Annotated in this window: 21 protein-coding genes; 15 read left to right on the top strand and 6 right to left on the bottom strand. The window is 53.1% G+C overall.

The annotated features are described in order from the left end of the window. The first annotated feature begins 108 nt into the window (after positions 1 to 108). Entirely contained in the window at positions 109 to 828 is a 720-nt protein-coding gene (gene ompR, locus H0247_RS15085) for a two-component system response regulator OmpR (protein WP_005969424.1), read from the top strand. Beyond that, a complete protein-coding gene (gene envZ / locus H0247_RS15080; RefSeq protein WP_180743269.1) occupies positions 825 to 2,186 on the top strand; it encodes a two-component system sensor histidine kinase EnvZ in 1,362 nt (453 codons plus the stop codon). Before ompR ends, envZ begins: the two co-directional genes overlap by 4 nt. 339 nt (positions 2,187 to 2,525) lie before the next feature. On the opposite strand, the gene pckA is transcribed toward envZ, so the two are convergent. The 5 genes from pckA to H0247_RS15055 form a co-directional block, all read right to left on the bottom strand. Further along, on the bottom strand, positions 2,526 to 4,145 hold the full coding sequence (gene pckA / locus H0247_RS15075) for a phosphoenolpyruvate carboxykinase (ATP) (RefSeq protein WP_180743268.1): 1,620 nt from the start codon (positions 4,143 to 4,145) through the stop codon (positions 2,526 to 2,528). 198 nt (positions 4,146 to 4,343) lie between these two features. After that, the gene (gene hslO, locus H0247_RS15070) at positions 4,344 to 5,213 is read right to left on the bottom strand and encodes an Hsp33 family molecular chaperone HslO (protein WP_180743267.1); all 870 of its coding nucleotides are present in this window, start codon (positions 5,211 to 5,213) and stop codon (positions 4,344 to 4,346) included. A gap of 88 nt (positions 5,214 to 5,301) precedes the next feature. Beyond that, positions 5,302 to 5,712 (bottom strand): ribosome-associated heat shock protein Hsp15, encoded by a 411-nt coding sequence (gene hslR / locus H0247_RS15065; protein WP_180743266.1) that lies wholly within the window; start codon positions 5,710 to 5,712, stop codon positions 5,302 to 5,304. 118 nt (positions 5,713 to 5,830) lie between these two features. Next, positions 5,831 to 6,517, bottom strand: coding sequence for a GMP/IMP nucleotidase (yrfG, locus tag H0247_RS15060; RefSeq protein WP_180743265.1), 687 nt, complete (start codon positions 6,515 to 6,517; stop codon positions 5,831 to 5,833). A gap of 127 nt (positions 6,518 to 6,644) precedes the next feature. Next, positions 6,645 to 8,792 (bottom strand): intracellular growth attenuator family protein, encoded by a 2,148-nt coding sequence (locus tag H0247_RS15055; protein ID WP_180743264.1) that lies wholly within the window; start codon positions 8,790 to 8,792, stop codon positions 6,645 to 6,647. Positions 8,793 to 9,229: 437 nt separating this feature from the next. Between H0247_RS15055 and nudE the strand changes: the two genes are divergently transcribed. After that, positions 9,230 to 9,787, top strand: a complete 558-nt coding sequence (gene nudE, locus H0247_RS15050; protein WP_180743263.1) for an ADP compounds hydrolase NudE — start codon at positions 9,230 to 9,232, stop codon at positions 9,785 to 9,787. Between the two features lie 101 nt (positions 9,788 to 9,888). On the opposite strand, the gene mrcA is transcribed toward nudE, so the two are convergent. After that, a complete protein-coding gene (mrcA, locus tag H0247_RS15045; protein WP_180743262.1) occupies positions 9,889 to 12,444 on the bottom strand; it encodes a peptidoglycan glycosyltransferase/peptidoglycan DD-transpeptidase MrcA in 2,556 nt (851 codons plus the stop codon). Positions 12,445 to 12,555: 111 nt separating this feature from the next. Here mrcA and pilM point away from each other — a divergent pair, with 111 nt between their 5' ends. From pilM to trpS, 12 genes are all read left to right on the top strand, one after another. Then, positions 12,556 to 13,407: a type IV pilus biogenesis protein PilM gene (pilM, locus tag H0247_RS15040; RefSeq protein ID WP_180743261.1), complete on the top strand. Its 852-nt coding sequence runs from the start codon at positions 12,556 to 12,558 to the stop codon at positions 13,405 to 13,407. Between the two features lie 2 nt (positions 13,408 to 13,409). After that, positions 13,410 to 13,979: a PilN domain-containing protein gene (locus H0247_RS15035; protein WP_180743260.1), complete on the top strand. Its 570-nt coding sequence runs from the start codon at positions 13,410 to 13,412 to the stop codon at positions 13,977 to 13,979. Beyond that, positions 13,972 to 14,559, top strand: a complete 588-nt coding sequence (locus tag H0247_RS15030) for a hypothetical protein (RefSeq protein ID WP_180743259.1) — start codon at positions 13,972 to 13,974, stop codon at positions 14,557 to 14,559. Before H0247_RS15035 ends, H0247_RS15030 begins: the two co-directional genes overlap by 8 nt. Beyond that, positions 14,556 to 14,933: a HofP DNA utilization family protein gene (locus tag H0247_RS15025; RefSeq protein ID WP_180743258.1), complete on the top strand. Its 378-nt coding sequence runs from the start codon at positions 14,556 to 14,558 to the stop codon at positions 14,931 to 14,933. The genes H0247_RS15030 and H0247_RS15025 overlap by 4 nt, the downstream gene beginning before the upstream one ends. Positions 14,934 to 15,025: 92 nt before the next feature. After that, the gene (hofQ, locus tag H0247_RS15020) at positions 15,026 to 16,300 is read left to right on the top strand and encodes a DNA uptake porin HofQ (RefSeq protein ID WP_180743257.1); all 1,275 of its coding nucleotides are present in this window, start codon (positions 15,026 to 15,028) and stop codon (positions 16,298 to 16,300) included. 349 nt (positions 16,301 to 16,649) lie between these two features. Further along, positions 16,650 to 17,171, top strand: a complete 522-nt coding sequence (gene aroK / locus H0247_RS15015; protein ID WP_005969451.1) for a shikimate kinase AroK — start codon at positions 16,650 to 16,652, stop codon at positions 17,169 to 17,171. A gap of 54 nt (positions 17,172 to 17,225) precedes the next feature. Further along, a complete protein-coding gene (gene aroB / locus H0247_RS15010) occupies positions 17,226 to 18,311 on the top strand; it encodes a 3-dehydroquinate synthase (protein ID WP_180743256.1) in 1,086 nt (361 codons plus the stop codon). A 157-nt stretch (positions 18,312 to 18,468) separates the two neighbouring features. Continuing rightward, positions 18,469 to 19,491 (top strand): SPOR domain-containing protein, encoded by a 1,023-nt coding sequence (locus H0247_RS15005; RefSeq protein WP_180743255.1) that lies wholly within the window; start codon positions 18,469 to 18,471, stop codon positions 19,489 to 19,491. Between the two features lie 79 nt (positions 19,492 to 19,570). Further along, entirely contained in the window at positions 19,571 to 20,383 is an 813-nt protein-coding gene (dam, locus tag H0247_RS15000; RefSeq protein WP_180743254.1) for an adenine-specific DNA-methyltransferase, read from the top strand. A 122-nt stretch (positions 20,384 to 20,505) separates the two neighbouring features. Continuing rightward, positions 20,506 to 21,183, top strand: a complete 678-nt coding sequence (rpe, locus tag H0247_RS14995; protein WP_180743253.1) for a ribulose-phosphate 3-epimerase — start codon at positions 20,506 to 20,508, stop codon at positions 21,181 to 21,183. Continuing rightward, the gene (locus H0247_RS14990; protein WP_180743252.1) at positions 21,176 to 21,880 is read left to right on the top strand and encodes a phosphoglycolate phosphatase; all 705 of its coding nucleotides are present in this window, start codon (positions 21,176 to 21,178) and stop codon (positions 21,878 to 21,880) included. Before rpe ends, H0247_RS14990 begins: the two co-directional genes overlap by 8 nt. Further along, on the top strand, positions 21,877 to 22,881 hold the full coding sequence (trpS, locus tag H0247_RS14985) for a tryptophan--tRNA ligase (protein ID WP_180743251.1): 1,005 nt from the start codon (positions 21,877 to 21,879) through the stop codon (positions 22,879 to 22,881). The genes H0247_RS14990 and trpS overlap by 4 nt, the downstream gene beginning before the upstream one ends. Positions 22,882 to 22,951: the final 70 nt, after the last annotated feature.

Below are 22,951 nucleotides of genomic sequence, written 5' to 3'. Positions count from 1 at the left end.
TGCTTTGTAACAATTTTGCCTAGAATGTATACCAGAAACGACTGTCAGTCATTCGTGTGTTTCTGAACAATAGCAGCGTCGGCGCTATTACGCCTTTGGAGAAAGAGAATGCAAGAAAACTATAAAATTCTGGTTGTAGATGACGACATGCGGTTGCGTGCGCTATTGGAGCGTTATCTGACTGAGCAGGGTTTTCAGGTACGTAGCGTAGCCAATGCTGAACAGATGGACCGTTTATTGACCCGTGAATCCTTTCACCTCATGGTGCTGGACTTGATGCTGCCAGGCGAAGATGGTCTGTCCATCTGCCGTCGTTTGCGTAGCCAGAGTAACCCGATGCCGATCATTATGGTGACGGCGAAAGGGGAAGAAGTGGACCGTATCGTTGGGCTGGAAATCGGCGCGGACGATTATATTCCTAAACCTTTCAACCCGCGTGAACTGCTGGCTCGCATCCGTGCGGTGCTGCGTCGTCAGGCGAATGAACTGCCGGGCGCGCCGTCGCAGGAAGAAGCTATTATCGCGTTTGGCAAATTCAAGCTGAATCTGGGCACGCGCGAAATGTTCCGTGATGATGAACCAATGCCGTTGACCAGCGGTGAGTTTGCTGTGCTCAAGGCGCTGGTGAGCCACCCGCGTGAGCCGCTGTCTCGCGATAAGCTGATGAACCTGGCCCGTGGCCGTGAGTACAGCGCGATGGAGCGTTCCATCGACGTACAAATTTCTCGTCTGCGCCGCATGGTGGAAGAAGATCCGGCGCACCCGCGCTATATCCAGACCGTGTGGGGGCTTGGCTACGTGTTTGTTCCGGACGGCAGCAAGGCATGATGCAATGGCGCTTTTCTCCGCGCAGCTCATTTGCACGGACGCTGCTACTGATTGTCACGTTATTGTTTGTCAGTTTGGTCACCACCTATCTGGTGGTGCTCAACTTCGCGATTCTGCCGAGTTTGCAGCAGTTCAATAAGGTGCTGGCATACGAAGTAAGAATGCTGATGACGGACAGTCTGCAACTGGAAGATGGCTCCACGCTTGAGGTGCCGCCTGCGTTCCGGCGTGAGATTTACCGCGAATTGGGTATATCGCTATACACCAATGCGGCGGCGGAGGAAAGCGGCCTGCGGTGGGCTCAGCACTACAAGTTTCTGAGTGACCAGATGGCGCAACAGCTGGGCGGCCCGACGGATGTGCGGGTTGAAGTCAGCAAAAACACGCCGGTGGTGTGGCTGAAAACCTGGCTGTCACCGGATATCTGGGTGCGCGTTCCCCTCACAGAAATTCATCAGGGCGATTTCTCGCCGCTTTTCCGCTATACGCTGGCGATCATGCTGCTGGTGATTGGCGGCGCGTGGCTATTTATTCGGGTGCAGAACCGACCCTTGGTTGAGCTGGAACATGCGGCGTTGCAGGTCGGTAAGGGTATTATTCCGCCGCCGCTGCGTGAGTATGGCGCCTCTGAAGTACGTTCCGTGACTCGCGCCTTTAACCAGATGGCCTCCGGCGTGAAGCTGCTGGCGGATGACCGCACGCTGTTAATGGCGGGCGTGAGCCATGACCTGCGTACGCCGCTGACGCGAATTCGTCTGGCGACCGAAATGATGGGCAAGGAAGATGACTATCTGGCGGAGTCGATCAATAAGGACATTGAAGAGTGTAATGCGATTATTGAGCAGTTCCTCGACTATCTGCGTACCGGTCAGGAAATGCAGACGGAAGTGGCCGACCTGAACGCCATTATGGGCGAAGTGGTGGCATCGGAAAGCGGTTATGAGCGCCAGATCGACAGCGATTTTGCTACCGGCGAACTGCTGGTGCGTATTAGTTCCCTTTCGATCAAACGCGCGGCGCTGAATCTGGTGGTGAATGCGGCGCGTTACGGGAACGGCTGGATAAAAGTCAGTACCGGACGTGAGCTGCAGCGCGTATGGTTTCAGGTTGAAGATGATGGAGAAGGCATCGCGCCCGATCAGTTACAGCACTTGTTCCAGCCGTTTGTGCGTGGCGATAGCGCGCGAACCACTAGCGGTACAGGACTAGGGCTGGCGATTGTGCAGCGTATTATCGATGCGCACAATGGCGTGCTGGATGTCGGCAGAAGCGAACGCGGTGGGCTCTGCGTCCGCGCGTATTTGCCGCTGCTTTCGGAAGCCGCGATTGCGGATAACGGTGCAGCAAAAGAGTCATAAGTATTATGTGCAGTCTCAGTATTAAGAGGAAAGGCGTAATTCCACGTCTTCAGACCGTTGGCAATCTATTTGCCGAACGGGAACGGTAGTAACGGAATAGAAGAGTAAAGCGTTTGCGCCATGGACAAAAACGTCAGGAACGTTTTTGAACGTCGCTTGCGACGGCTCTGAAAGAGTGAATCTCAGGGATGAGATTCATATCTGCGCAAGCCGAGCGCACAGGGAGGTGTTCACAGCGTCTTTACGATCTATCCGTTATTACCGCTCGACAGTCCCTGTAGCAATCTTAAAAGGCGCGGAATCCGCGCCTTTTTCGTTATGGGTTTTCCTGCAAGCGGTTTACCGCTTCGGTCCGGCTTTCACCAGCGCGGCACCCGCCGGTGCATCGGTGTACTTATCGAAGTTGGCGATAAAGCGCTGTGCCAGATCGTCCGCTTTTTCCTGCCACTGTGCAACATCCGCGTAGGTATCACGCGGGTCGAGAATGTCAGGATTGACGCCGGGCAGCGAGGTCGGGATAGCCAAATCGAAGACCGGCAACGTCTGCATTTCTGCATCATCAATGCTGCCGTTCAGAATGGCATCAATAATCCCGCGCGTATCTTTAATGGAGATACGTTTACCGCTGCCGTTCCAGCCCGTGTTCACCAGATAGGCCTGTGCGCCCGCTGCCTTCATGCGTTTCACCAGCACTTCAGCGTACTGCGTCGGGTGCAGCATCAGGAAGGCTGCGCCGAAGCAGGCGGAAAAGGTCGGTGTCGGTTCCGTCACGCCGCGCTCGGTTCCTGCCAGTTTGGCGGTAAAGCCGGACAGGAAGTGATACTGCGTTTGATCGGACGTCAGACGAGAAACCGGTGGCAACACACCAAACGCGTCCGCCGTCAGGAAGATTACTTTCGTGGCATGGCCCGCTTTAGAGACGGGCTTAACGATATTCTGGATGTGATAAATCGGATAAGAGACGCGGGTGTTCTCTGTTTTGGAACCGTCGTTGAAGTCCACGGATCCGTCTGCCAGCACGGTGACGTTCTCCAGCAGGGCATCACGTTTGATCGCACCGTAAATATCCGGCTCGGCTTCTTTGGAGAGCTTGATGGTTTTGGCATAGCAGCCGCCTTCAAAGTTGAAGACGCCGTCGTCGTCCCAGCCGTGTTCGTCATCGCCAATCAGTTGGCGTTTCGGATCGGTGGACAGCGTGGTTTTGCCCGTACCGGACAGACCAAAGAAGACCGCCACGTCGCCTTCTTCACCGACGTTTGCCGAACAGTGCATGGAGGCGATGCCTTTCAGCGGCAGCAGGTAGTTCATGATGGAGAACATCCCTTTCTTCATTTCGCCGCCGTACCAGGTGCCGCCGATCAACTGGATACGCTCTGTCAGGTTGAATGCGACAAAGTTCTCGGAGTTCAGCCCCTGTTCCTGCCAGTTCGGGTTGGTGCATTTTGCGCCGTTCATCACGATGAAGTCTGGCTCAAAACCTTCCAGTTCTTCATCACTCGGGCGAATAAACATGTTTTTGACGAAATGCGCCTGCCACGCCACTTCCGTGACGAAACGTACGCTGAGACGGCTATCTGGATTCGCGCCGCAGAAGGCATCGATAATGAACAGCCGCTTGCCGGAAAGCTGTGTGGTAACGAGCTGCTTCAGGTGCGTCCAGGTTTCCTGGCTCAGTGGGTGGTTATCGTTCTTACCTTTACCTTGATCGGACCACCACACGGTGTCGCGGGTGACGTCATCACGCACGATGTATTTGTCTTTCGGGGAGCGGCCGGTAAAGATGCCGGTATCGACGGCTACCGCACCCAATTGGGTTTCGATGCCGCGTTCATAGCCTTGTAGGGTAAGAGAGCGTTCTTCTTCAAAAAGCAGTTCATAGCTGGGATTGTAGACAATATCGCGGACATCGTGGATTCCATAAGCCGTCAGGGCTTGCGGGGTAATACCGTTGATCTGCATGTTGCCACTCCTCAAGTGATAGCCATACTACCAGTACATTGTAGGGAGTGAGCTTATTTTAACCGCGATAGCAATCATAAAATTAAATAAATTCATTAATAACTTTGCTTATTTAGGGTGTTTGAAAAATAATCACGGCAGTTTATAGATGGGAAAATAAGCAAAATAAAACGGGTACTTGCGTACCCGTTAAAACGATTAATGCAACAGATTTCCTGATGAATCGTGCCGTATGGCGCGGATGTCCAGCGAGTTAAACAAGTAGTGCGTACCACAATAATCACAGTGCATATCGATTTCACCATCTTGCTCGATCATTTCATTGATTTCCTGATCGGACAGCGTCATTAATGCATCGGCGCAACGATCGCGTGAACAGTGGCAGCGGAATTCGACATCCTGCGGTTCGTACACGGTTACCTCTTCCTGATGGTAAAGACGGTACAGTACCTCGGTCGCAGGCAGGGTAAACAGTTCTTCGGCTTTGACCGTGGTGGTGAGCTGCGCCAGATGATCAAAATCATTCCGATCGGCATCTTGTGCAGGCAGCACCTGAAGCAACATCCCCGCGGCCGCCTGATTGCCTTCGTGCTGTCCGGTACGGATAAACAGCCGCGTCGGCAACTGTTCGGACTGCTGGAAATAGCTTTCCAGACATTCAGCAACGGTTTCACCTTCTAAACCAACAACGCCCTGATAACGTTCACCTTCCGTCGGCGTAATGGTAATCACCAGATAGCCATTGCCGACCATTTCTTTCAACGAACTCCCAGGTGCGATATCCCCTTGCAGGCGGGCAACGCCGCGCATTTGCTGCTGGTGGTTGCCGTTAATCACTGCCAGTTTCAGTGGGCCATCGCCCTGAAGCTGAACGGTAATATCGCCGCTGAATTTTAGCGTGGCCGTCAACAGGCTGGTGGCAACCAGCATTTCACCCAGCAGCGTTTGCACCGCAGACGGATAATCGTGGTTGGTCAAAATACGTTGATACGTCTCGTTAACGGTTACCAGTTCGCCACGAACGGCATAATTTTCAAACAGGTAACGGTGTAATTGGTCGTGAGCCATAATGTTTTCTCGTCGTAATGGTGCGGCGATCGCTGAGTCTTCTCTCTATTGTCATCAGTTTGATGACCAACAAATGAAGGGCGGAGCGTTATTCCTGATCGCTGTATTTAAATTTAATCAGATCGCGTCGCTCTTTTTTATCAGGGCGGCGATCGGGGTGTGGCATCGTTAGCGCATTCATTTTCCGCGCCAGCGCCAGCTTTTCTCGTTTTTCAATGCTTGCAGCCGTTTCCTGATACAGCGCCTGCGCCTCTGTCGCACTTCTGCGCTGGCCGCTAACGGCTAAAATAATCACGGTGCGTTCATCATTGCCCTGACGCAGTTTCACCTCGGCATTCCGTTCGACCTGTTTGCTCGGCTTACCGCGTTGCCCGTTATAGTGCACTTTGCCGCCGTCGATCATTTCGCGGGCAATGGCTCGGGTTTTATAGAAACGGGCGGCCCAGAGCCATTTATCCAGACGAACGGCGTCGTCGGCCTGCTCGGTAGCTTTCACCATCAATCCCCCTGATTACCCTAATGCCGATCGTTTAAAGATCGCGTTACTGGGGTCGACCACGGCGCGAGGCATCCCTGCGGGAACCTCATCTCCGTGTTTCCCCCTCAGGCCACCTGCATTACCCTGCGTTAACGGAGTGGCGCAGGGCGGGTAGCAGCGCAAGGTAGTCGTTCATTGACGGATGTTGCAGGAATACCTTTTCCTGCTCGCCGGAATCCGGATTACGCACGCCCAGGCAGTAATGGATGCCGAAGGTTTTCGCAGCATCCAGAATCGGCTCGCTGTCATCCACGAATAATGTTCTGGCAGGGTCGAAACCGGTTTGCTGCTGGACGGCCTGCCACAAACGCTGATTCTCTTTCGGATACCCATAAGTATGGGTGGAAAGCAATAAATCAAGGTGCTGATCCAGCCCAGTATGTTCGATTTTTACCGCCAGACTGTGTGGATGAGCGTTGGTCAGCAGAATCGTCTGTTTACCGCACTCGCGCAGCGCCGTTAAAAATGGCGTGGTGTCATCGCGCAAGCGGGCACGTGTGCCGATATCCGTCGTCATTTGATAGATATCCAGATCGAGACGTTCTGACCAGTAATCTAAGCAATACCAGTTTAGCGTGTGCTGAACCGCCTGATACTCTTGCTTGATAAGTTTATGTGCCTGCTCAAGGCTGATATGGCGTTTTTCACTGAGTGACTGTGGCACTAGTTGAAGCCAGAAATAGCTGTCAAACGCCAGATCGAGCAGCGTGCCATCCATATCCAGTATCACGGTGTCGATGTCGTGCCAGTTAACGTGGGGATTCATAACGACTTCAGATATCGCGCCGTGCTATAGGGAGGGAGAAGCAGGCGACGCGCAATGCAATTGTGACAATAGCGATGGGAAACCGATGCCGCTAGGTTAGCACAACCACAGAACGGGCACGACGCCGTTAGCGGGGGATCAAGGGACGATTGCCTGGGAACGCACTCGTCATCATGTTGAACCGAGAAGCGTAATAGCGCTGAATGTCGGCCACTCGCTTCTGGCTTTTACGCATCTTAATCCCGCTCAAAACCGCATTAACGATAAACGTTGCAGAAAAGAGCAGCAGCAGCAGACACGTGCCGAGATAACGCCAAACGGTAATCACATCGGGCTCGCTATGCAGGCTGATATGCTGCGTCCCGTTGGCATCGGCGCTGAGCTGGGTGATCACGCCCGTGGCATTAAATGGCGTATGTAACAGCATCGCGGAAAGCCGCTGGAGTTCCTGCCACTGATCCGATGGACGATACTCATTGAGCGGTATCGGAGGGAGCGGGTGGTTCACGAACTGTCGTCCTTCGTCGCTGCGAATCAAGAATCCACCCGGCGGAGGGCTGTTCAGCGAGTCTGCCGCATTATTGATTTCCTGATAAAAGAATTGATCGGTAGAGCTGTTGACCAAGGCTTCCAGCGTTTCTGCGCTGACGGCGGGCAGCACCACATTCATGCCTTTCAGCGTGCCGGAGTTGGCATCTTTGACTAGCGTATTCCAGTTTTTGACATCGCTCAGATTCACCAGCGCATTTTTCAGCCGAGAGCAATCGTTTTCCTGTTTACACAGATCTTGTGTTCTCAGGACAACATCAGCGAAGTTTTTCATCAGAATCAACCCTGATTTCTGGATCGAGGACGCTAGCTGGGAATTAACCTGACCTTCTTTTTCCGCCTGCGGGTGGAGCTGGCTGTTGACGGATTTCAGCAAGGCAGAGGCTTTTTCAATGGTTTCGGATTCCGGTAAGGGCAACGGTGCGGCTTTATTCCAGTAAATGGCGGAGCAGTCGAACGGGCTGAATGCGTAGGATGACGGCGTGGAGACGGGACGAATTCCTGCGGGCACATAGCACATACCGCTGCCACGCACTGCTAGCGTATCACCAATGTGGATCTGAGCTTTTTCCAGATCGCTGACCTGCGTGACTTCAATACGCTGTGCGCCCTGAAGCCAGGCCAGACTGAGCTTGAGCGGTAGTTCAAGTTGCACGTTGGTAATCAGTAAAATCAGGCTGAGCAGTGAACCAACTGACAGCAGCAGATTTCGGCCCCAGCGCTGTAGCGGGAAATGTTTCACTTCATCATGCAGCGAAAGGTGTTCCCCCTGGCGGATGACTTGTCGATTGAGATAGATATCGACATCCGTTTTTTTGCCCAGATCTTGCGTGATGTAGGGTTGCCAGTGAGGCGGGTAAATCAAATCGATATTACCAAGCGAGATATTGCCGAGCGGCCCCTGATTGGATTCGCCAAACAAGCCCAACCCTTGCGGTGTGCCGTGAAGGCAGTGTACGTCCCGCAATTCCTGGGCGGATGGCGAGCGGAAAAGCTGCCATAAGCTCCAGCCTGCTAATAAGGATGCGGTACCGATCAGCCAGGGGAGAAGGGCGATAGGGCTATTCAGGCTGATGAACAAGAGCAGAAAAGACACGCAGAGCACCGCCGTTTCCTTCAAGCCCCCAGAGTGATGCATGGCGTGTTCTTCACGTGTTTCCTTACGGATCGTGACTAACTCGGCATGCTCACTGCCTTCCTGACGGATAGAGGCATTTGTGACAGGTGTTTCGCTTGGTAGCGGTACCAGTGGCTTGGCATCAAGACACTCGGTTAGCGAATGCCCATTCAGGGAAATAACCAGCGGGATCGAGCGCGTCTTTATCAGTTCGACGGTGTTATTTTCAGTAATGAACTGCTCCCAACTGGGTGGCAGATGGATCTCTTGTGTGTCGATGTAGTAGCGCCACTTATTCTGAGCATCGGTGCTCAGGCCGTAACGTGTAATCGTATGGGTGATGGGGTAAACCCGATTACTTTGCAGAGAACGCGGCAGTTTCGGCTGTGCATTCGGGGTATCAAGCGGCGTGGTTTGCTGGCTGTTTTCTTGAGCCAGATAACGCTCAACGGCGATCCGTTCATCTTCAGTTAGTCGCCGGGGAAGCGATTGCGAAACGGGTAATGGCGGAGTGGATAAAAAACGATGGCGTAGTCGGTAGCCAATCACACCCCCGATCACCATCAGACAGGCAAGCAATATCGCCAATAAGGTAAATATTGTGCTCATGTCATCTCCTTTCCAAAACGCGAGGCTCCTTGTTTGCGTCGGAGTTTAACAAAATTATACAATTGATGATAACCCGTATGGCATTGTTTTCTTAGATTAATAACGTAATTGTGAATGGAATTAATCGCATAAGGTGATGATAGTAACAAGCAAAAAACGCTGCTTGAATGAGGATATTCCTATTTTTCTTACGTAATTGACTTTCAGTGGTTATCTCCCAGACACGATGTATCTTGCATGTTGCTCATACGTAAATTCATCGTCACGATAGTTGCAGCGAAGGTGACTGTTAACGCACAATGTGAACAGAATCAAAAAAGAATATTTACGATCTCTTCTTATTCCAACGGCATGCCATATCCACGTTGCATTAAGCGCAGTCTCTCATGCGTGTTGGGTTAAGGTGCCGTTCTGGTCGTAACGCTCTGGGGGCATCAATGAGTCATAACCTGCAAAAACCTAAAATCCTCAAGGTAGAAACGGTAGCGCGTTCGCGCCTGTTCAATGTGGAATCCGTCGATCTTGAATTTAGCAACGGGGTTCACCGGGTTTATGAACGGATGCGCTCAAGCGGCCGACAGGCGGTGATGGTTGTCCCAGTCATTGATGATGAATTGGTGTTGATTCGTGAATACGCCGTCGGCATTGAAGAATACGAATTAGGCTTCCCCAAAGGGCTGATCGATCCCGGTGAAACGGTCTTTGAAGCCGCTAACCGCGAATTGATGGAAGAAATCGGTTTTGGGGCAGAAAAGCTAGAGTTACTGGCGACATTAACCATGGCGCCTTCCTATTTTTCCAGCCAGATGAATATCGTGGTGGCGCGCGGGTTGTATCCGCAAAGCTTGGAAGGGGATGAACCAGAGCCCATGCCGCAAGTTCGCTGGCCTGTGGGTAACATGATGTCGCTGCTGCAAGAGCCTGATTTCCGTGAAGCACGTAATGTCAGTGCGCTGTTTCTGGCTCACGACTGGCTGCGTCGTACACCCCGCTAATTTTTAATCAACCAATCTGTTTTTTCATCAGCCAACATAGCAAAAAAGAAGGCGCAGTTTCCTGCGCCTTCTTTGCCGTGTCTGATGTTATCGAACGCTGTCTAGAACAACTCTTCGCTTTGCCCGTTATCCATCAGCGTGGTGCCGACTTCGTGCACTTCATATTCTTTCGGCTGTGTTCCGTCAATAAAGTATTCGGAACGGCTGTTCCCACCACCGTTGGACAGCTTGCCGCTGCTGCGATCAATGACGACGCTGACGACGCCAGGTGGTGGTGTCAGCGGCTGTTCCGGTACGCCATCCAGCGCGGCTTTCATGAAATCATCCCACGCAGGCTGTGCTGATTTCGCACCGCCTTCATAACCGGAAATCTGATCTTTGATGACGCCAGAGGCGCTGCTGGCACCTAGGTCGCGGCGGTGATCGTCGAAGCCAATCCAGACCGAGGTGACCAGATTCGGGCCATAGCCGGAGAACCAGGCATCTTTGGAACTGTTCGTTGTACCGGTTTTGCCGCCGATATCACGACGCTTCAAATCACGACCTGCGCGCCAGCCCGTACCCATCCAGCCTGGTTCACCAAAGACGTTGCTGTTCAGGGCGTCTTTAATCAGAAACGCCAGTGGCGTGCTGATCACATGCGGGGCGTAAGGTTGTGCGGCGCTTTGCTGTGCGGCTTCTGGTGTGACAGGCTCCAGCTCTGGCTGCGGCAAACCTTTCGGCGGCGCTTCGTTTGATGTGGCGACATCCTCAACGTCAGTCGTAGCCAGCACCGGTGAGCGTGGTGTTTCACCGTAGACCAGCGGTAAGTTGCAGGTATCGCAGACTACTTTCGGCGTCGCCGTAAAGACCGCACCGCCTGCCTCGCTTTCTATCTTGCTTATCAGGTAGGGATCGACCAGATAGCCGCCGTTTGCCATCACGGCATAGCCACGTACCACCTGTAGCGGAGTAAAGGAGGCGGCACCCAGCGCCAGTGATTCGGTATGGACGATATTCTGTTCAGGGAAACCGAAGCGTTGTAGATAATCCGCCGCATAGTCCACGCCCATTGCACGCATGGCACGTACCATCACCACGTTCTTAGACTGACCCAGCCCCTGACGCAGACGGATCGGACCATCATAGGTTGCTGGTGAGTTTTTCGGCCGCCAGTCAGATCCGGCACCCGCATCCCAGCGGGTGATCGGCACGTCGTTCAGAATCGTTGCCAACGTTAACCCTTTGTCCATCGCTGCGGTGTACAGGAACGGTTTGATGTTGGAACCAATCTGACGCAGAGCCTGCGTCGCACGGTTGAATTTACTTTGGTTAAAGTCAAAACCGCCAACCAGCGCTTCTATCGCACCATCTTTCGGGTTGAGCGAGACGATGGCGGAGTTGACGTCCGGCACCTGTGCCAGCCACCAGTCATCATTGACTTTGCGTACCCAGATCTGTTGACCCGCCTGTACCACGTCCGTTACGCGTTTCGGCGTTGGCCCTTGCTGCGTATCGGAACGGTATGGACGCGCCCAGCGCATGCCCGCCATTGGCAGGGCAATATTGCTCCCGTCAGACAGGATAGCAATCGCGTTGTCTGCTGTCGTGCTGGTAACGATAGCCGGAGAGAGCGGACCGTAGACCGGCAGTGCTTTCAGGGCGGTAATCATTTTCGCCTGATCCCAGGTGCCTTCACCCACTTTCCACAGCACTTTGCTCGGGCCACGATAACCGTGGCGCATGTCATAGGCCATCACGTTATTACGCAGGGCATCTTGCGCAGCCGTTTGCAATTTTTTGGTAACCGTCGTGTAGACCTTATAACCGTCGTTATACGCATCTTCACCGTAGCGTTTCACCATCTCTTGGCGAGCCATCTCCGCGACATACGGTGCGTAGAACGAAATCTCTGGAGCATGATAATTCGCCACCAGCGTTTCGCTACGCGCTGCATTGTACTGCGACTGCGTGATGTAATTCTCATCCTTCATGCGCGCAAGTACCACGTTGCGGCGGGCAACGGCGCGGTCATAGGAATAAAGCGGGTTGAACGTTGACGGTGCTTTCGGCAGGCCGGCGATCATTGCCATTTCGCTCAACGTCAACTGATCAACTGGGCGGCCAAAGTACACCTGTGCCGCCGCGCCAACACCATAGGCGCGATAGCCGAGGTAAATCTTGTTCAGATAGAGCTCAAGGATTTCATCCTTGGTCAGCAATTGCTCAATGCGGATAGCCAGAAACACTTCCTTGATCTTACGAATCAGGGTGCGCTCTGGGCTCAGGAAGAAGTTCCTGGCGAGCTGTTGGGTAATGGTACTCGCCCCTTGAGAGGCATGACCCGACGTCAACGCGATAGACGCAGCACGGATAATCCCGACGGGATCGACACCGTGGTGATCGTAGAAACGGCTGTCTTCGGTCGCGATAAAGGCGTGTACCAGCTCAGGGGGAATCTGATCCAGCTTGAGCGGGATACGGCGTTTTTCACCAAACTGGGCGATCAGTTCGCCATCAGCACTGTAAACCTGCATCGGCGTTTGTAACCGAACGTCTTTCAGTGTGGCGACATCGGGCAGTTGGGGTTCGATATAACGGTACAAACCGTATATCGAGGCAGCTCCCAGCAGAATGCAAGAGACTGCAAGGATGAATAAATACTTTACGAACTTCACCTGGGATTTTCCATTCAGTAGCGTTTGGACAGTTTATAAACAACCGAGCGCTAGTATAAAGGTAAGCCAGCACTGTGGATATGTTTATTGGATAAGGAAATCGGGTTGAACATGGCTTATCACATCTGGCAGGTTGGATTAGATATACAGAACGGCTTCATGCGCGCTCTGGCGGTTCAGCGCCGCCGCTATGGCTGGCAGCTTCGTCACTGGTGGCAATGTCCGTTACCAGACGATACGTTGCGCACGAGTAGTCTACACCATACTGAGGCGCTTTGTGAGGCCTTGCGTACATGGCGTCGTTTGCTGCCCGGACACATTTCGCTACGGGTTGGGTTTCCTGCCCAACTGATCTTGCAGCAGCATTTACCGATGCCCGACCCGCGCTTACAGGAGCCAGGGCGCAGTCTCTATATTGAAACCATGGCGGCGCGTAAGCTGCCAGTCAGCAGCGAATCGCTGGCGATAGATTATCGGGAAGATCCACAGGAGCAGGGAGCGCTGCTGGTGACGGCAGCACGCCGGCAGGAAATTGATAAATGGTTGGCATGTCTGAATAGCGCGGGACTGCATCCTGATGTCCTTGACGTCTCCACGTGTGCACTCCGAACGATGGCGCAGTTGGCAGGGCTTGAATCTCATCGTCTGTTGTTGCATCGCCTGTTGGATAGCTGGCTGTGGGTGTCCCCGCTTAACCAGGCTTTTCACTCGGGGTTCATACACCTTGATGAACTGAACGATGAATCCGATATCTTATCGATTGTGAGCACTCGCTATCATCATGACATCGATGGTAGCGCCTATTACTCTGGCATTTCGCCTGGTTTACCCAACCAGAAAACCGACGAATTACAGCCGTGGTCGCCGTTAACGGTGTTTAGCCACCTGCAGCCGCCGCTGCCGAGTTTTCCCCCAGCTTTTGCGATTGCGGGTGGGCTGGCATTGCGCCCTGAGGATGCTTGATTATGCTGCTGATTAATCTTTTACCCTGGCGCAAACACCAGATGCATCGACAGGCACGTCGCTGGCTGGGGCTGCTGTGGCTACAGATAGGGATAGCGCTCTGTCTCATCGCCGCAAGTTATCTGCTTTGGCAGCACAGGCAGGAACAGGCGCAGGATACGCTCAATACGGTACTGGCTCAGCAACAGCAACTGACGGCGTTATATCAACAAACGCATCAGGCACGGGAAACGCTGCGCCGCTATTTGGAACAAGAACGGGCTCAGGCGCTCATCCTGAATGACAATCGTCGCAACCTCCATTTGCTAGAGAAGATTGCTGGCATGATGCCCGCGCGTCTGTGGCTGACGGAAATTGCTGACCGCGGCTCGTATCTATTGCTTTCAGGCGTGAGTGAAAGCTATCGCGATATCGTTACGCTACAGCATGCATTGTTGCGCCATGCTTCCGTCGACCGTGTACAACTGCTGCATACCTCCCAAGAGCGTGGCGTGAACACGGGGTTGCGCTTTTCCTTTCAGGCTAATTGGCGTGATGTGGGTACATCCGCACAGGGGAAAGACCATGATTAATCAAACGCTCCTGATTGATGTCGTACTGCGCCGGCCAGAGCTGGTTAATAAACCGCTTTGGCAACAGATCGCCTTCCAACTGGCATTTGTCTCTGTTGCCGGACTGTTCGCAGGCTGGCTATTCATCGGCGAAGTCCGGCAGTCAGTGCTTGGCCTGGAAGATCACATCGTTCAGGCGCGTTTCGAGGCGCGGGAACTCCAGCAAAAGCTAGACGTGATGCCGCTGCTGTCAGAGCTACACAAGCAATTAGCGGAGAAAGCCGCGCAAGACGCCCCTTTCCAACCTGACAGACTGTCAGAGCTTATCGTCGAGCCTCTGTCACAGGTGGGGGCATCGCTGCTGTCCTGGCAACCGGCCCCGCGCCACGTAGGGGAATCTCATCAGGAACGTTGGCAATTGGCGTTTAACTCAGATTATACGGGCGCGTTGCAGGTGCTTCGTGAACTGGCTGCGCTGCCTTATGTGTTGCGTATTGCACAGTTAAGTATCAAGCCTGAGGCGGTGTTAACCGCATCGCCGCCGGAAACCCCGCGGCTTCAGGTGGCATTAGCGCTAATCGGGCCGGAGGTGGTGCCATGAGCCTCACCTCATTCCGTATCACATTGGTGCTGCTATTCGCGTCACATAGCGTACAGGCAGAAAACACCGAAGTGCGTAGCGATCCTTTTCAACCGTTGGTCACCACACGTTGCCAGCCTGCAGCAGCGCGACCATCGTGGCAGCTAAAAGGCGTGATTGGCTCTGGCGAACGCTGGGTTGGCTGGTTGGCGCAGCCAGAGGCTGCCTGGATCAGGCTAGCGAGCGGCGAGACGATCCCTCCGGGGAATTGGGTCGTCAGCCAACTGGATAAATCCGGTGCCAAACTTGTCCCGACGTTGCGTGATGCGGGCTGTAATGGCCTGCCGGATAGCCTGCTGCTGGCTTCTCCGTTTATCAGTCAGCCAGAGGAATAGGCGGAGCTTGCCTGACCGCGCGTATTCGCTTTTGGGCAGCAGTTCTTTGAAAACAACGCTGGCAACAGCGTATCTCGATAACAAGGAAAGTGATGAACATGAGGATGTTATGTCAGATGTTGGCGTGGATCGGGCTACTTTTTCTTACCGCGTCGTTTCAGGTTCGTGCGGAAAATACGGTATCGATGGCGTTTGAGGATTCGGCGATCCCGCAGGTACTACAGGCGTTAGCCGATCACCAGCAGCTTAATGTCGTGATCGCGCCGGGTGTGACGGGGAATCTGAGCTTAAGGCTGGCAGACGTACCGTGGCAGCAAGCGCTGGATATTGTGCTGCGCATGGGGAAACTCAGCGCAGAACGTGACGGTAACGTGTTGATGGTTTTCCCCGCTGGGCACCTTGAGTCTTTAGAGAAGGAGCAAGACAAACGTATGGCGGAGCAGGCGCAGAAATTGCCGCTGCACAATATCTCTGTCGCGTTGCAGTATGCCGAGGCGACGGAAGTGGCGGCCAGCGTTCAGGCTCAGCGTGGAACACTGCTCTCTGCGCGCGGCAGCATAACCGTGGATAAACGAACGAATACCTTATTGATTCGCGATACGGAAGAGGCTCTGGCACAGCTCGAACCGTGGGTGAAGGCGCTCGATCTCCCCTTAGCACAGGTGCAACTGGCAGCGCACATTGTCACCATCAGTAGTGAACACCTTCAGGAACTGGGCGTCAACTGGGGATTGGGGGAAGGGAATGCGGCGAATAAAGCGCTCAGGCTGAATAATTTTAACGTTGGCCTGCCCGTTGATACGCCCGCGATCAATGCAGGGTTCCATTTAGCACGATTGAATGGCCGCCTGCTGGATCTGGAACTCATGGCGCTGGAACAGGAAAGTCAGGTCGAAATTATTGCCAGCCCTCGGTTGTTTACCGCACACCAGCAGACCGCCAGTATTAAACAAGGTACGGAAATCCCGTATCAAGTCTCCAGCGGCGCCAGTGGGTCGACGTCTATTGAATTTAAAGAAGCGGTGCTCGGAATGGAGGTTACACCGGCTATTTTGCGTGCCGGACGGATTACGCTGAACCTGAAAATCAGTCAAAACATGCCGGGACAGACGATTAAGCAGGGTGACAATGGCGAAGCGTTAGCGATCGATAAACAGGAGATCCAAACTCAGGTGACGGTCGCCGATGGTGAAACTATCGTATTGGGCGGTATTTTCCAGCAGCAAAAAAAGAACAGCGACAGACAAGTGCCACTCTTGGGTGAGATTCCCGTATTGGGTCACCTGTTCAGAAACCATACTCAACAGCACACGCGCCGAGAATTGGTGATTTTCATTACGCCGACGCTGATTCCTGCCTCATCATGAGCAAACCCCGTTGCGTTCGGCTGCCATGCGGTTATTTTTTTCTGACAGGACGCAATATTTTGTCGCGTTCGCGCTTATGCGTTTGACGCTGCGGCGGATTTAGCTTACAAGGGTTAGCGAATTGAGCACTGAAGTGTTGTTCCACCGAAAATGTCGATAAAACATACTGCATTGACCCCCTGTGGTCGGTGTGACATTTTATTCGGTTGCCAAACTACCCTGAGTCTTGAGATAATTTTTTGTCTGATTCTCGCACTATCGCTCATGAGGTTTCAGTTTAGGTCCCGCCGCTGGGTTGATTGGCGGGGCGGGTTATCATTAACGAATTGTCTTAGTAATACCAAAAAACATGGCAGAGAAACGCAATATCTTTCTGGTTGGGCCTATGGGTGCCGGCAAAAGCACTATTGGCCGTCAGTTAGCTCAGCAACTCAATATGGAGTTTTTCGACTCCGATCAAGAAATTGAGCGACGCACTGGGGCTGATGTGGGCTGGGTATTCGATGTGGAAGGCGAAGAAGGCTTCCGCGATCGTGAAGAGAAAGTCATTAATGAATTGACGGAAAAGCAAGGCATCGTTCTGGCGACAGGCGGTGGCTCAGTCAAATCACGTGAGACGCGTAACCGTCTCTCCGCGCGCGGCGTTGTCGTTTATTTGGAAACGACAATCGAGAAACAGCTGGCCCGCACGCAGCGTGATAAGAAGCGTCCGTTACTTCAGGTTGAAACCCCTCCACGTGAAGTATTGGAAGCGCTGGCGAAAGAGCGGAACCCGCTTTATGAAGAAATCGCTGACGTGACCATTCGGACTGACGAGCAAAGTGCCAAGGTTGTTGCTAACCAGATTATCAATATGCTGGAAAGTAACTAAGAGCATACCTTTATATCCGTATTGAGCGGATCCTGAACGGGTTGTTTAACGCGCATGGAAAGAATTACCGTAACACTTGGGGAACGCAGTTATCCCATTACGATAGCTGCCGGATTATTTGATGATTCGGCTTCTTTTATGCCGTTGAAAGCGGGGGAGCAGGCCATGCTGGTGACTAACCAGACGTTGGCCCCTCTGTATCTTGACCGCGTTCGTGGTGTGCTGGAAAACAACGGTGTACATGTCGATCAGGTTATTTTACCTGATGGTGAGCAGTACAAATCGTTGGCCGTATTGGATCAGGTTTTCAGTGCCCTGTTGGCGAAGCCGCATGGTCGTGATACGACGATTGTGGCCTTGGGTGGCGGTGTCATCGGCGATTTAGCCGGTTTTGCCGCGGCCAGTTATCAGCGTGGCGTCCGGTTTATTCAGGTGCCGACAACCCTGTTATCGCAGGTAGATTCCTCCGTTGGTGGTAAAACCGCCGTCAATCACCCGTTGGGTAAAAACATGATCGGGGCGTTCTACCAGCCCGTATCGGTTGTGATCGATCTGGATTGCCTGAAGTCTTTACCTGCACGGGAATTGTCATCTGGGCTGGCGGAAGTCATCAAATACGGCATTATTCTGGATCGCGATTTCTTTCTTTGGCTCGAAGAAAACATTGAAGCCGTGCGTGGGTTACAGCATGACGCGCTGGCTTACTGCATTCGACGCTGCTGTGAAATCAAAGCGGCAGTGGTCGCAGCAGATGAACGTGAAAGTGGTATGCGTGCGCTGCTCAATTTGGGCCATACTTACGGTCATGCTATCGAAGCGGAAATGGGCTACGGCAACTGGCTTCATGGCGAAGCGGTTGCGGCAGGCATGGTGATGGCTGCACATACGGCACGTCGCCTTGGGCAGTTCTCCGTTGAGGATGTCGAGCGAGTCAAATCTCTGCTGGTTCGCGCGGGCCTACCAGTGAACGGCCCAGCACAAATGGCGCCTGAAGCCTATCTTCCTCATATGATGCGCGACAAGAAAGTGCTGGCAGGTGAGTTACGTCTGGTACTGCCAACGGCAATTGGCCAATCGGAAGTCCGTGGCGGTGTAGCGCACGACATGGTGCTGGCCTCGATAGCGGATTGCCTTGCCTGATGCGATAGCGCTGAAAGGCGATCAGTTATGAAAGATAAGTATTAACGACAGACACGCCCTGATGGGTTATGGTTAATAAAATACAATGCGTTACGATTCAATGATTCGCCTTGGCGACTGCGCGGCGGATTCAAGCTTTTTAGTAGGGAGATGTTAAATGGATGAGTTCAAGCCGGAAGATGAGCTGAAGCCTGATACCAGTGACCGTCGACCTACTCGTCAGCAAAAAAGCAGCAACTTCGCGGTACCTAAAATCGCGCTTTCCAGACAGCATCTGATGATTGGTATCGGGATTGTGGTGCTGGTATTGCTGATTGTGGGTATCGGTTCTGCTTTGCAGGCACCTTCTCAGCCACAAACGTCACAGACGCAGAATCAAGCGAGCGGCGAGAGAAATATCGATCTCTCCTCCTCGTCCTCCATGACGCAGAACGCACCGCCTTCCTCACAGGGTGAAAGCCCTGCGGTAGTATCTGGTGAGACCAGTCATGGCCAAACGTCAGGACAGGTGTCTTCTCAGATGCCGACATCGCCTCAGACATTAAGTGCTCCGCCAATTTCCGGTACACCGACGGATGCGCAGATTCAGCAGCCGGTGGCAGGCCAGCAGCGTATCGAGCTGCCAGGCAACATCACCGATGCGCTGTCGCAACAGCAAGGGCGTGTGAGCGAATTCTCTCAGGGGGCGACGGGAAACTCGACGCTGCCGACGGCGCCTGCGACAGTCGCGACGACGGGGAAAGCGCCAGCGGCTTCATCCGCTAAAAATACGCATAATACGACGCCTGCACATGTGAATGGTGCCAAGCCAGCAGCGAACAGCGCGCCAAAAGCGCCAGTCGCAAGCGCAAGCAAGCCAGCGGCTAATGCCAAAGCGACTCCTGCGGCAGCTGGGCAGAACGTCTCCGTACAGAATGCGCCTGCCAGCCACTTTACGTTACAACTGAGCAGTGCTTCACGTGCCGATACGCTGAAAGCCTACGCGAAACAGAACAACCTCACCCATTCGTGGGTGTACGAAACGAAACGAGACGGAAAATCCTGGTATGTGTTAGTGACCGGAGTCTATGCGTCTTCTGCGGAAGCGAAACAGGCAATTGCTACTTTGCCCGCAGAAGTTCAAGCGAAAAAACCATGGGTTAAGCCGATCCGCCAGGTGAAGCAGGACTTGAATAAGTAACACCAATTTTAGCCCTGATGTGCTGTCTGACACAGAGTACAATCCGCGGCTCTGAAACGTATGAGTAACTAACGACGGCATGAAGAAGAACCGCGCTTTTTTAAAATGGGCTGGTGGTAAATATCCGCTGGTAGAAGAGATTCGTCGCTATTTACCTGCAGGAGACTGTCTTATTGAGCCCTTTGTCGGCGCGGGTTCCGTATTTCTGAATACGGAATACGATCGCTACATACTGGCCGATATTAATAGCGACCTGATTAACCTGTACAATATCGTCAAATCGGATGCCGATGAGTTTGTTCTCGACGCCCGTAAACTGTTTACGGAAGAGGTGAACACGTCTGAGGCGTTTTATCTGCTGCGTGATGAATTTAACCTTTGCAGCGACGCCTATCGGCGCGCGCTGCTGTTTCTCTATTTGAATCGCCACTGCTATAACGGTCTGTGCCGCTACAACATGCGTGGGGAATTCAATGTTCCTTTTGGGCGCTATAAGAAGCCCTATTTTCCTGAAGAAGAGATTCGCTGGTTCGCCTTTAAGGCGCAAAATGCCACCTTTGTCTGTGAGCACTATCAGGACACGCTGGAAAAAGCAGAGAAGGGATCGGTTATTTATTGCGATCCGCCTTATGCGCCGCTGTCTGCGACCGCAAATTTTACGGCCTACCACACCAATAATTTCAGCCGTGCCGATCAGCAGAGTTTGGCGCAATTGGCGCGCCGTTTATCGGTAGAAAGCCAGATTCCGGTACTGATTTCCAATCATGACACGTTGCTGACCCGTGAGTGGTATCAGGAAGCTGCGCTGTATGTGGTTAAAGCGCGTCGAACCATTAGTCGTAATATTTTAGGGCGTAGTAAAGTAAACGAGTTATTAGCCCTCTATCGGTGATACCGTTTTGTATACAGGGTGGGGTAAACAGAACGCAGTGAATCGGTTAATGGCGTGAAAGATGTCATTAACTGGGAACAGGTTACCCGCAGGCATTCAGACTTTACCGTTTGGAGAAATGAATGAAACCGTTTTTAATCGCGCCGTCCATTTTGTCGGCTGATTTTGCCCGTCTTGGTGAAGATACCGCTAATGTATTGGCTGCCGGGGCGGATGTGGTCCATTTTGATGTCATGGATAACCACTATGTGCCAAATTTGACGATTGGCCCGCTGGTACTGAAATCCCTGCGCGATTACGGCATTACCGCGCCGATTGACGTTCATCTGATGGTGAAACCCGTCGATCGTATCATCCCGGATTTCGCCAACGCGGGAGCCAGTTTCATTACCTTTCATCCCGAAGCCACCGATCACCTCGATCGCTCATTACAACTGATCAAAGATCACGGTTGCAAAGCTGGGCTGGTGTTTAACCCTGCGACGCCGCTAAGTTATCTTGATTACGTTATGGATAAGCTGGATATCATTCTGCTGATGTCGGTTAACCCCGGATTTGGCGGCCAGTCCTTTATTCCCAGCACGTTGGATAAGCTGCGTCAGGTTCGCCGCTTGATCGACGACAGCGGTTACGACATTCGACTGGAAGTCGATGGCGGCGTAAAAGTAGAGAATATCGGCGCGATTGCGCAAGCAGGCGCGGATATGTTTGTGGCGGGATCTGCCATTTTTGGTCATTCAGATTACCGTGCCGTCATTGATCAGATGCGTAGTGAAATTTCAAGGACGACACATGACTGAATTAGCCGCGATTCGCGGATTAGCGTTTGATTTAGACGGGACGCTGATTCACAGCGCACCAGGTCTGGCGGCGGCGATCGATCAGGCCTTAGTGGCGCAGTCATTGCCTGCTGCGGGTGAAGCCCGTGTCGCAACCTGGATTGGTAACGGTGCGGACGTGATGGTTGAACGGGCGCTGCGTTGGGCTGGCGTTGAGCCTACAGGTGCACGCTTGCAAGGAACTCGTCAACGGTTCGATGTCTATTATGCACAGACGGTGGATAGCGGTAGCACGCTGTTTCCGCAAGTAAAAGAGACGCTGGCGCAGTTGGCGCAGCAGGGCGTTCCGATGGCGGTTGTGACCAATAAACCCACGCCGTTCGTTGCACCACTGCTAGCAGGCCTCGGGATTGGTGACTATTTTTCGCTGATCATCGGTGGCGATGACGTCATTGTGAAAAAGCCTCACCCTGCGCCGCTTTATCTCGTGCTCGGTAAGCTGGGGCTGCGTGCCAGCGAGCTTCTGTTCGTCGGCGATTCCCGCAACGATATTCAGGCGGCACAGGCGGCGGGCTGCCGTAGCGTTGGCATGACGTATGGTTATAACTATGGTGAAGCGATCGAACTGAGCCAGCCGGATGTCGTTCTGGATCGTTTTGCCGATATTTTGCCCCTGATCGGGCATTCTTCTTCACACAATCAGGAACCCTTAGTATGAGCAAGCCCATTGTATTTAGCGGTGCGCAGCCGTCTGGTGAATTGACCATTGGTAACTACATGGGGGCGTTACGTCAGTGGGTCAACATGCAGGACGATTACGACTGCATCTATTGCATCGTGGATTTGCACGCCATCACGGTACGTCAGGATCCGCAGGCACTGAGAAAAGCGACGCTGGATACGCTGGCGCTGTATCTGGCCTGTGGCATCGATCCGAAAAAGAGCACCATTTTTGTTCAGTCCCATGTGCCTGAGCACAGCCAACTGAGCTGGGTACTGAACTGCTATGCGTATTTCGGCGAACTGAGCCGTATGACGCAGTTCAAGGATAAATCCGCGCGTTATGAAGAGAATATCAACGCGGGTCTGTTTGATTATCCGGTGCTGATGGCGGCAGATATCCTGCTGTACCAAACGAATCAGGTGCCGGTGGGCGAAGATCAAAAACAGCATCTGGAGCTGAGCCGTGACGTTGGTCAGCGCTTCAACAGCCTGTATGGTGATATTTTCAAAGTACCAGAGCCGTTTATTCCGAAATCGGGCGCACGGGTGATGTCGCTGCTGGAGCCGACCAAGAAGATGTCCAAGTCTGACGATAACCGCAATAACGTTATCGGTCTGCTGGAAGATCCGAAGTCGGTGGTGAAGAAGATCAAACGTGCGATGACGGATTCCGATGAGCCGCCAGTCATTCGCTATGACGTAGCGAATAAAGCTGGAGTCTCTAACCTGCTTGATATTCTGTCTGGCGTGACGGGAAAAACCATCCCTGAGCTGGAGCAGGAATTCGATGGCCAGATGTATGGTCACCTGAAAGGCGCGGTGGCAGATGCGGTATCCGGTATGCTGTCTGAGCTGCAAGAACGTTATCATCGTTTCCGTAACGATGAGGCTTTCCTGCAACAGATCATGCGTGAAGGCGCTGAAAAAGCGAGTGCGCGCGCACAGGAAACGCTGAAGAAAGTCTACGACGCTGTTGGTTTTGTTTCCCGCCCGTAAGTATTAATCACCGTCAGGAGGGTTTCTCCTGACGGTTTCCTGCTACGACTTACCTATCCCTTCGAATCCG

Source organism: Pectobacterium sp. CFBP8739, from assembly GCF_013449375.1.
In the GTDB taxonomy this organism is placed as follows: domain Bacteria; phylum Pseudomonadota; class Gammaproteobacteria; order Enterobacterales; family Enterobacteriaceae; genus Pectobacterium.
Note: the sequence above shows the minus strand (reverse complement) of the source record. Positions and strands in the feature narration are given on the sequence as shown.

Bases quoted from the DNA above. Each gene is read 5' to 3' on its own strand.
- pckA (WP_180743268.1), bottom strand. From the start codon at position 4,145: ATGCAGATCAACGGTATTACCCCGCAAGCCCTGACGGCTTATGGAATC.
- nudE (WP_180743263.1), top strand. From the start codon at position 9,230: ATGAGTCATAACCTGCAAAAACCTAAAATCCTCAAGGTAGAAACGGTA.
- H0247_RS14990 (WP_180743252.1), top strand. From the start codon at position 21,176: ATGACTGAATTAGCCGCGATTCGCGGATTAGCGTTTGATTTAGACGGG.
- rpe (WP_180743253.1), top strand. From the start codon at position 20,506: ATGAAACCGTTTTTAATCGCGCCGTCCATTTTGTCGGCTGATTTTGCC.
- hslR (WP_180743266.1), bottom strand. From the start codon at position 5,712: ATGGTGAAAGCTACCGAGCAGGCCGACGACGCCGTTCGTCTGGATAAA.
- envZ (WP_180743269.1), top strand. From the start codon at position 825: ATGATGCAATGGCGCTTTTCTCCGCGCAGCTCATTTGCACGGACGCTG.
- aroK (WP_005969451.1), top strand. From the start codon at position 16,650: ATGGCAGAGAAACGCAATATCTTTCTGGTTGGGCCTATGGGTGCCGGC.
- H0247_RS15055 (WP_180743264.1), bottom strand. From the start codon at position 8,792: ATGAGCACAATATTTACCTTATTGGCGATATTGCTTGCCTGTCTGATG.
- H0247_RS15030 (WP_180743259.1), top strand. From the start codon at position 13,972: ATGATTAATCAAACGCTCCTGATTGATGTCGTACTGCGCCGGCCAGAG.
- hslO (WP_180743267.1), bottom strand. From the start codon at position 5,213: ATGGCTCACGACCAATTACACCGTTACCTGTTTGAAAATTATGCCGTT.
- aroB (WP_180743256.1), top strand. From the start codon at position 17,226: ATGGAAAGAATTACCGTAACACTTGGGGAACGCAGTTATCCCATTACG.
- yrfG (WP_180743265.1), bottom strand. From the start codon at position 6,517: ATGAATCCCCACGTTAACTGGCACGACATCGACACCGTGATACTGGAT.
- H0247_RS15005 (WP_180743255.1), top strand. From the start codon at position 18,469: ATGGATGAGTTCAAGCCGGAAGATGAGCTGAAGCCTGATACCAGTGAC.
- pilM (WP_180743261.1), top strand. From the start codon at position 12,556: ATGGCTTATCACATCTGGCAGGTTGGATTAGATATACAGAACGGCTTC.
- hofQ (WP_180743257.1), top strand. From the start codon at position 15,026: ATGAACATGAGGATGTTATGTCAGATGTTGGCGTGGATCGGGCTACTT.
- H0247_RS15035 (WP_180743260.1), top strand. From the start codon at position 13,410: ATGCTGCTGATTAATCTTTTACCCTGGCGCAAACACCAGATGCATCGA.
- ompR (WP_005969424.1), top strand. From the start codon at position 109: ATGCAAGAAAACTATAAAATTCTGGTTGTAGATGACGACATGCGGTTG.
- H0247_RS15025 (WP_180743258.1), top strand. From the start codon at position 14,556: ATGAGCCTCACCTCATTCCGTATCACATTGGTGCTGCTATTCGCGTCA.
- dam (WP_180743254.1), top strand. From the start codon at position 19,571: ATGAAGAAGAACCGCGCTTTTTTAAAATGGGCTGGTGGTAAATATCCG.
- trpS (WP_180743251.1), top strand. From the start codon at position 21,877: ATGAGCAAGCCCATTGTATTTAGCGGTGCGCAGCCGTCTGGTGAATTG.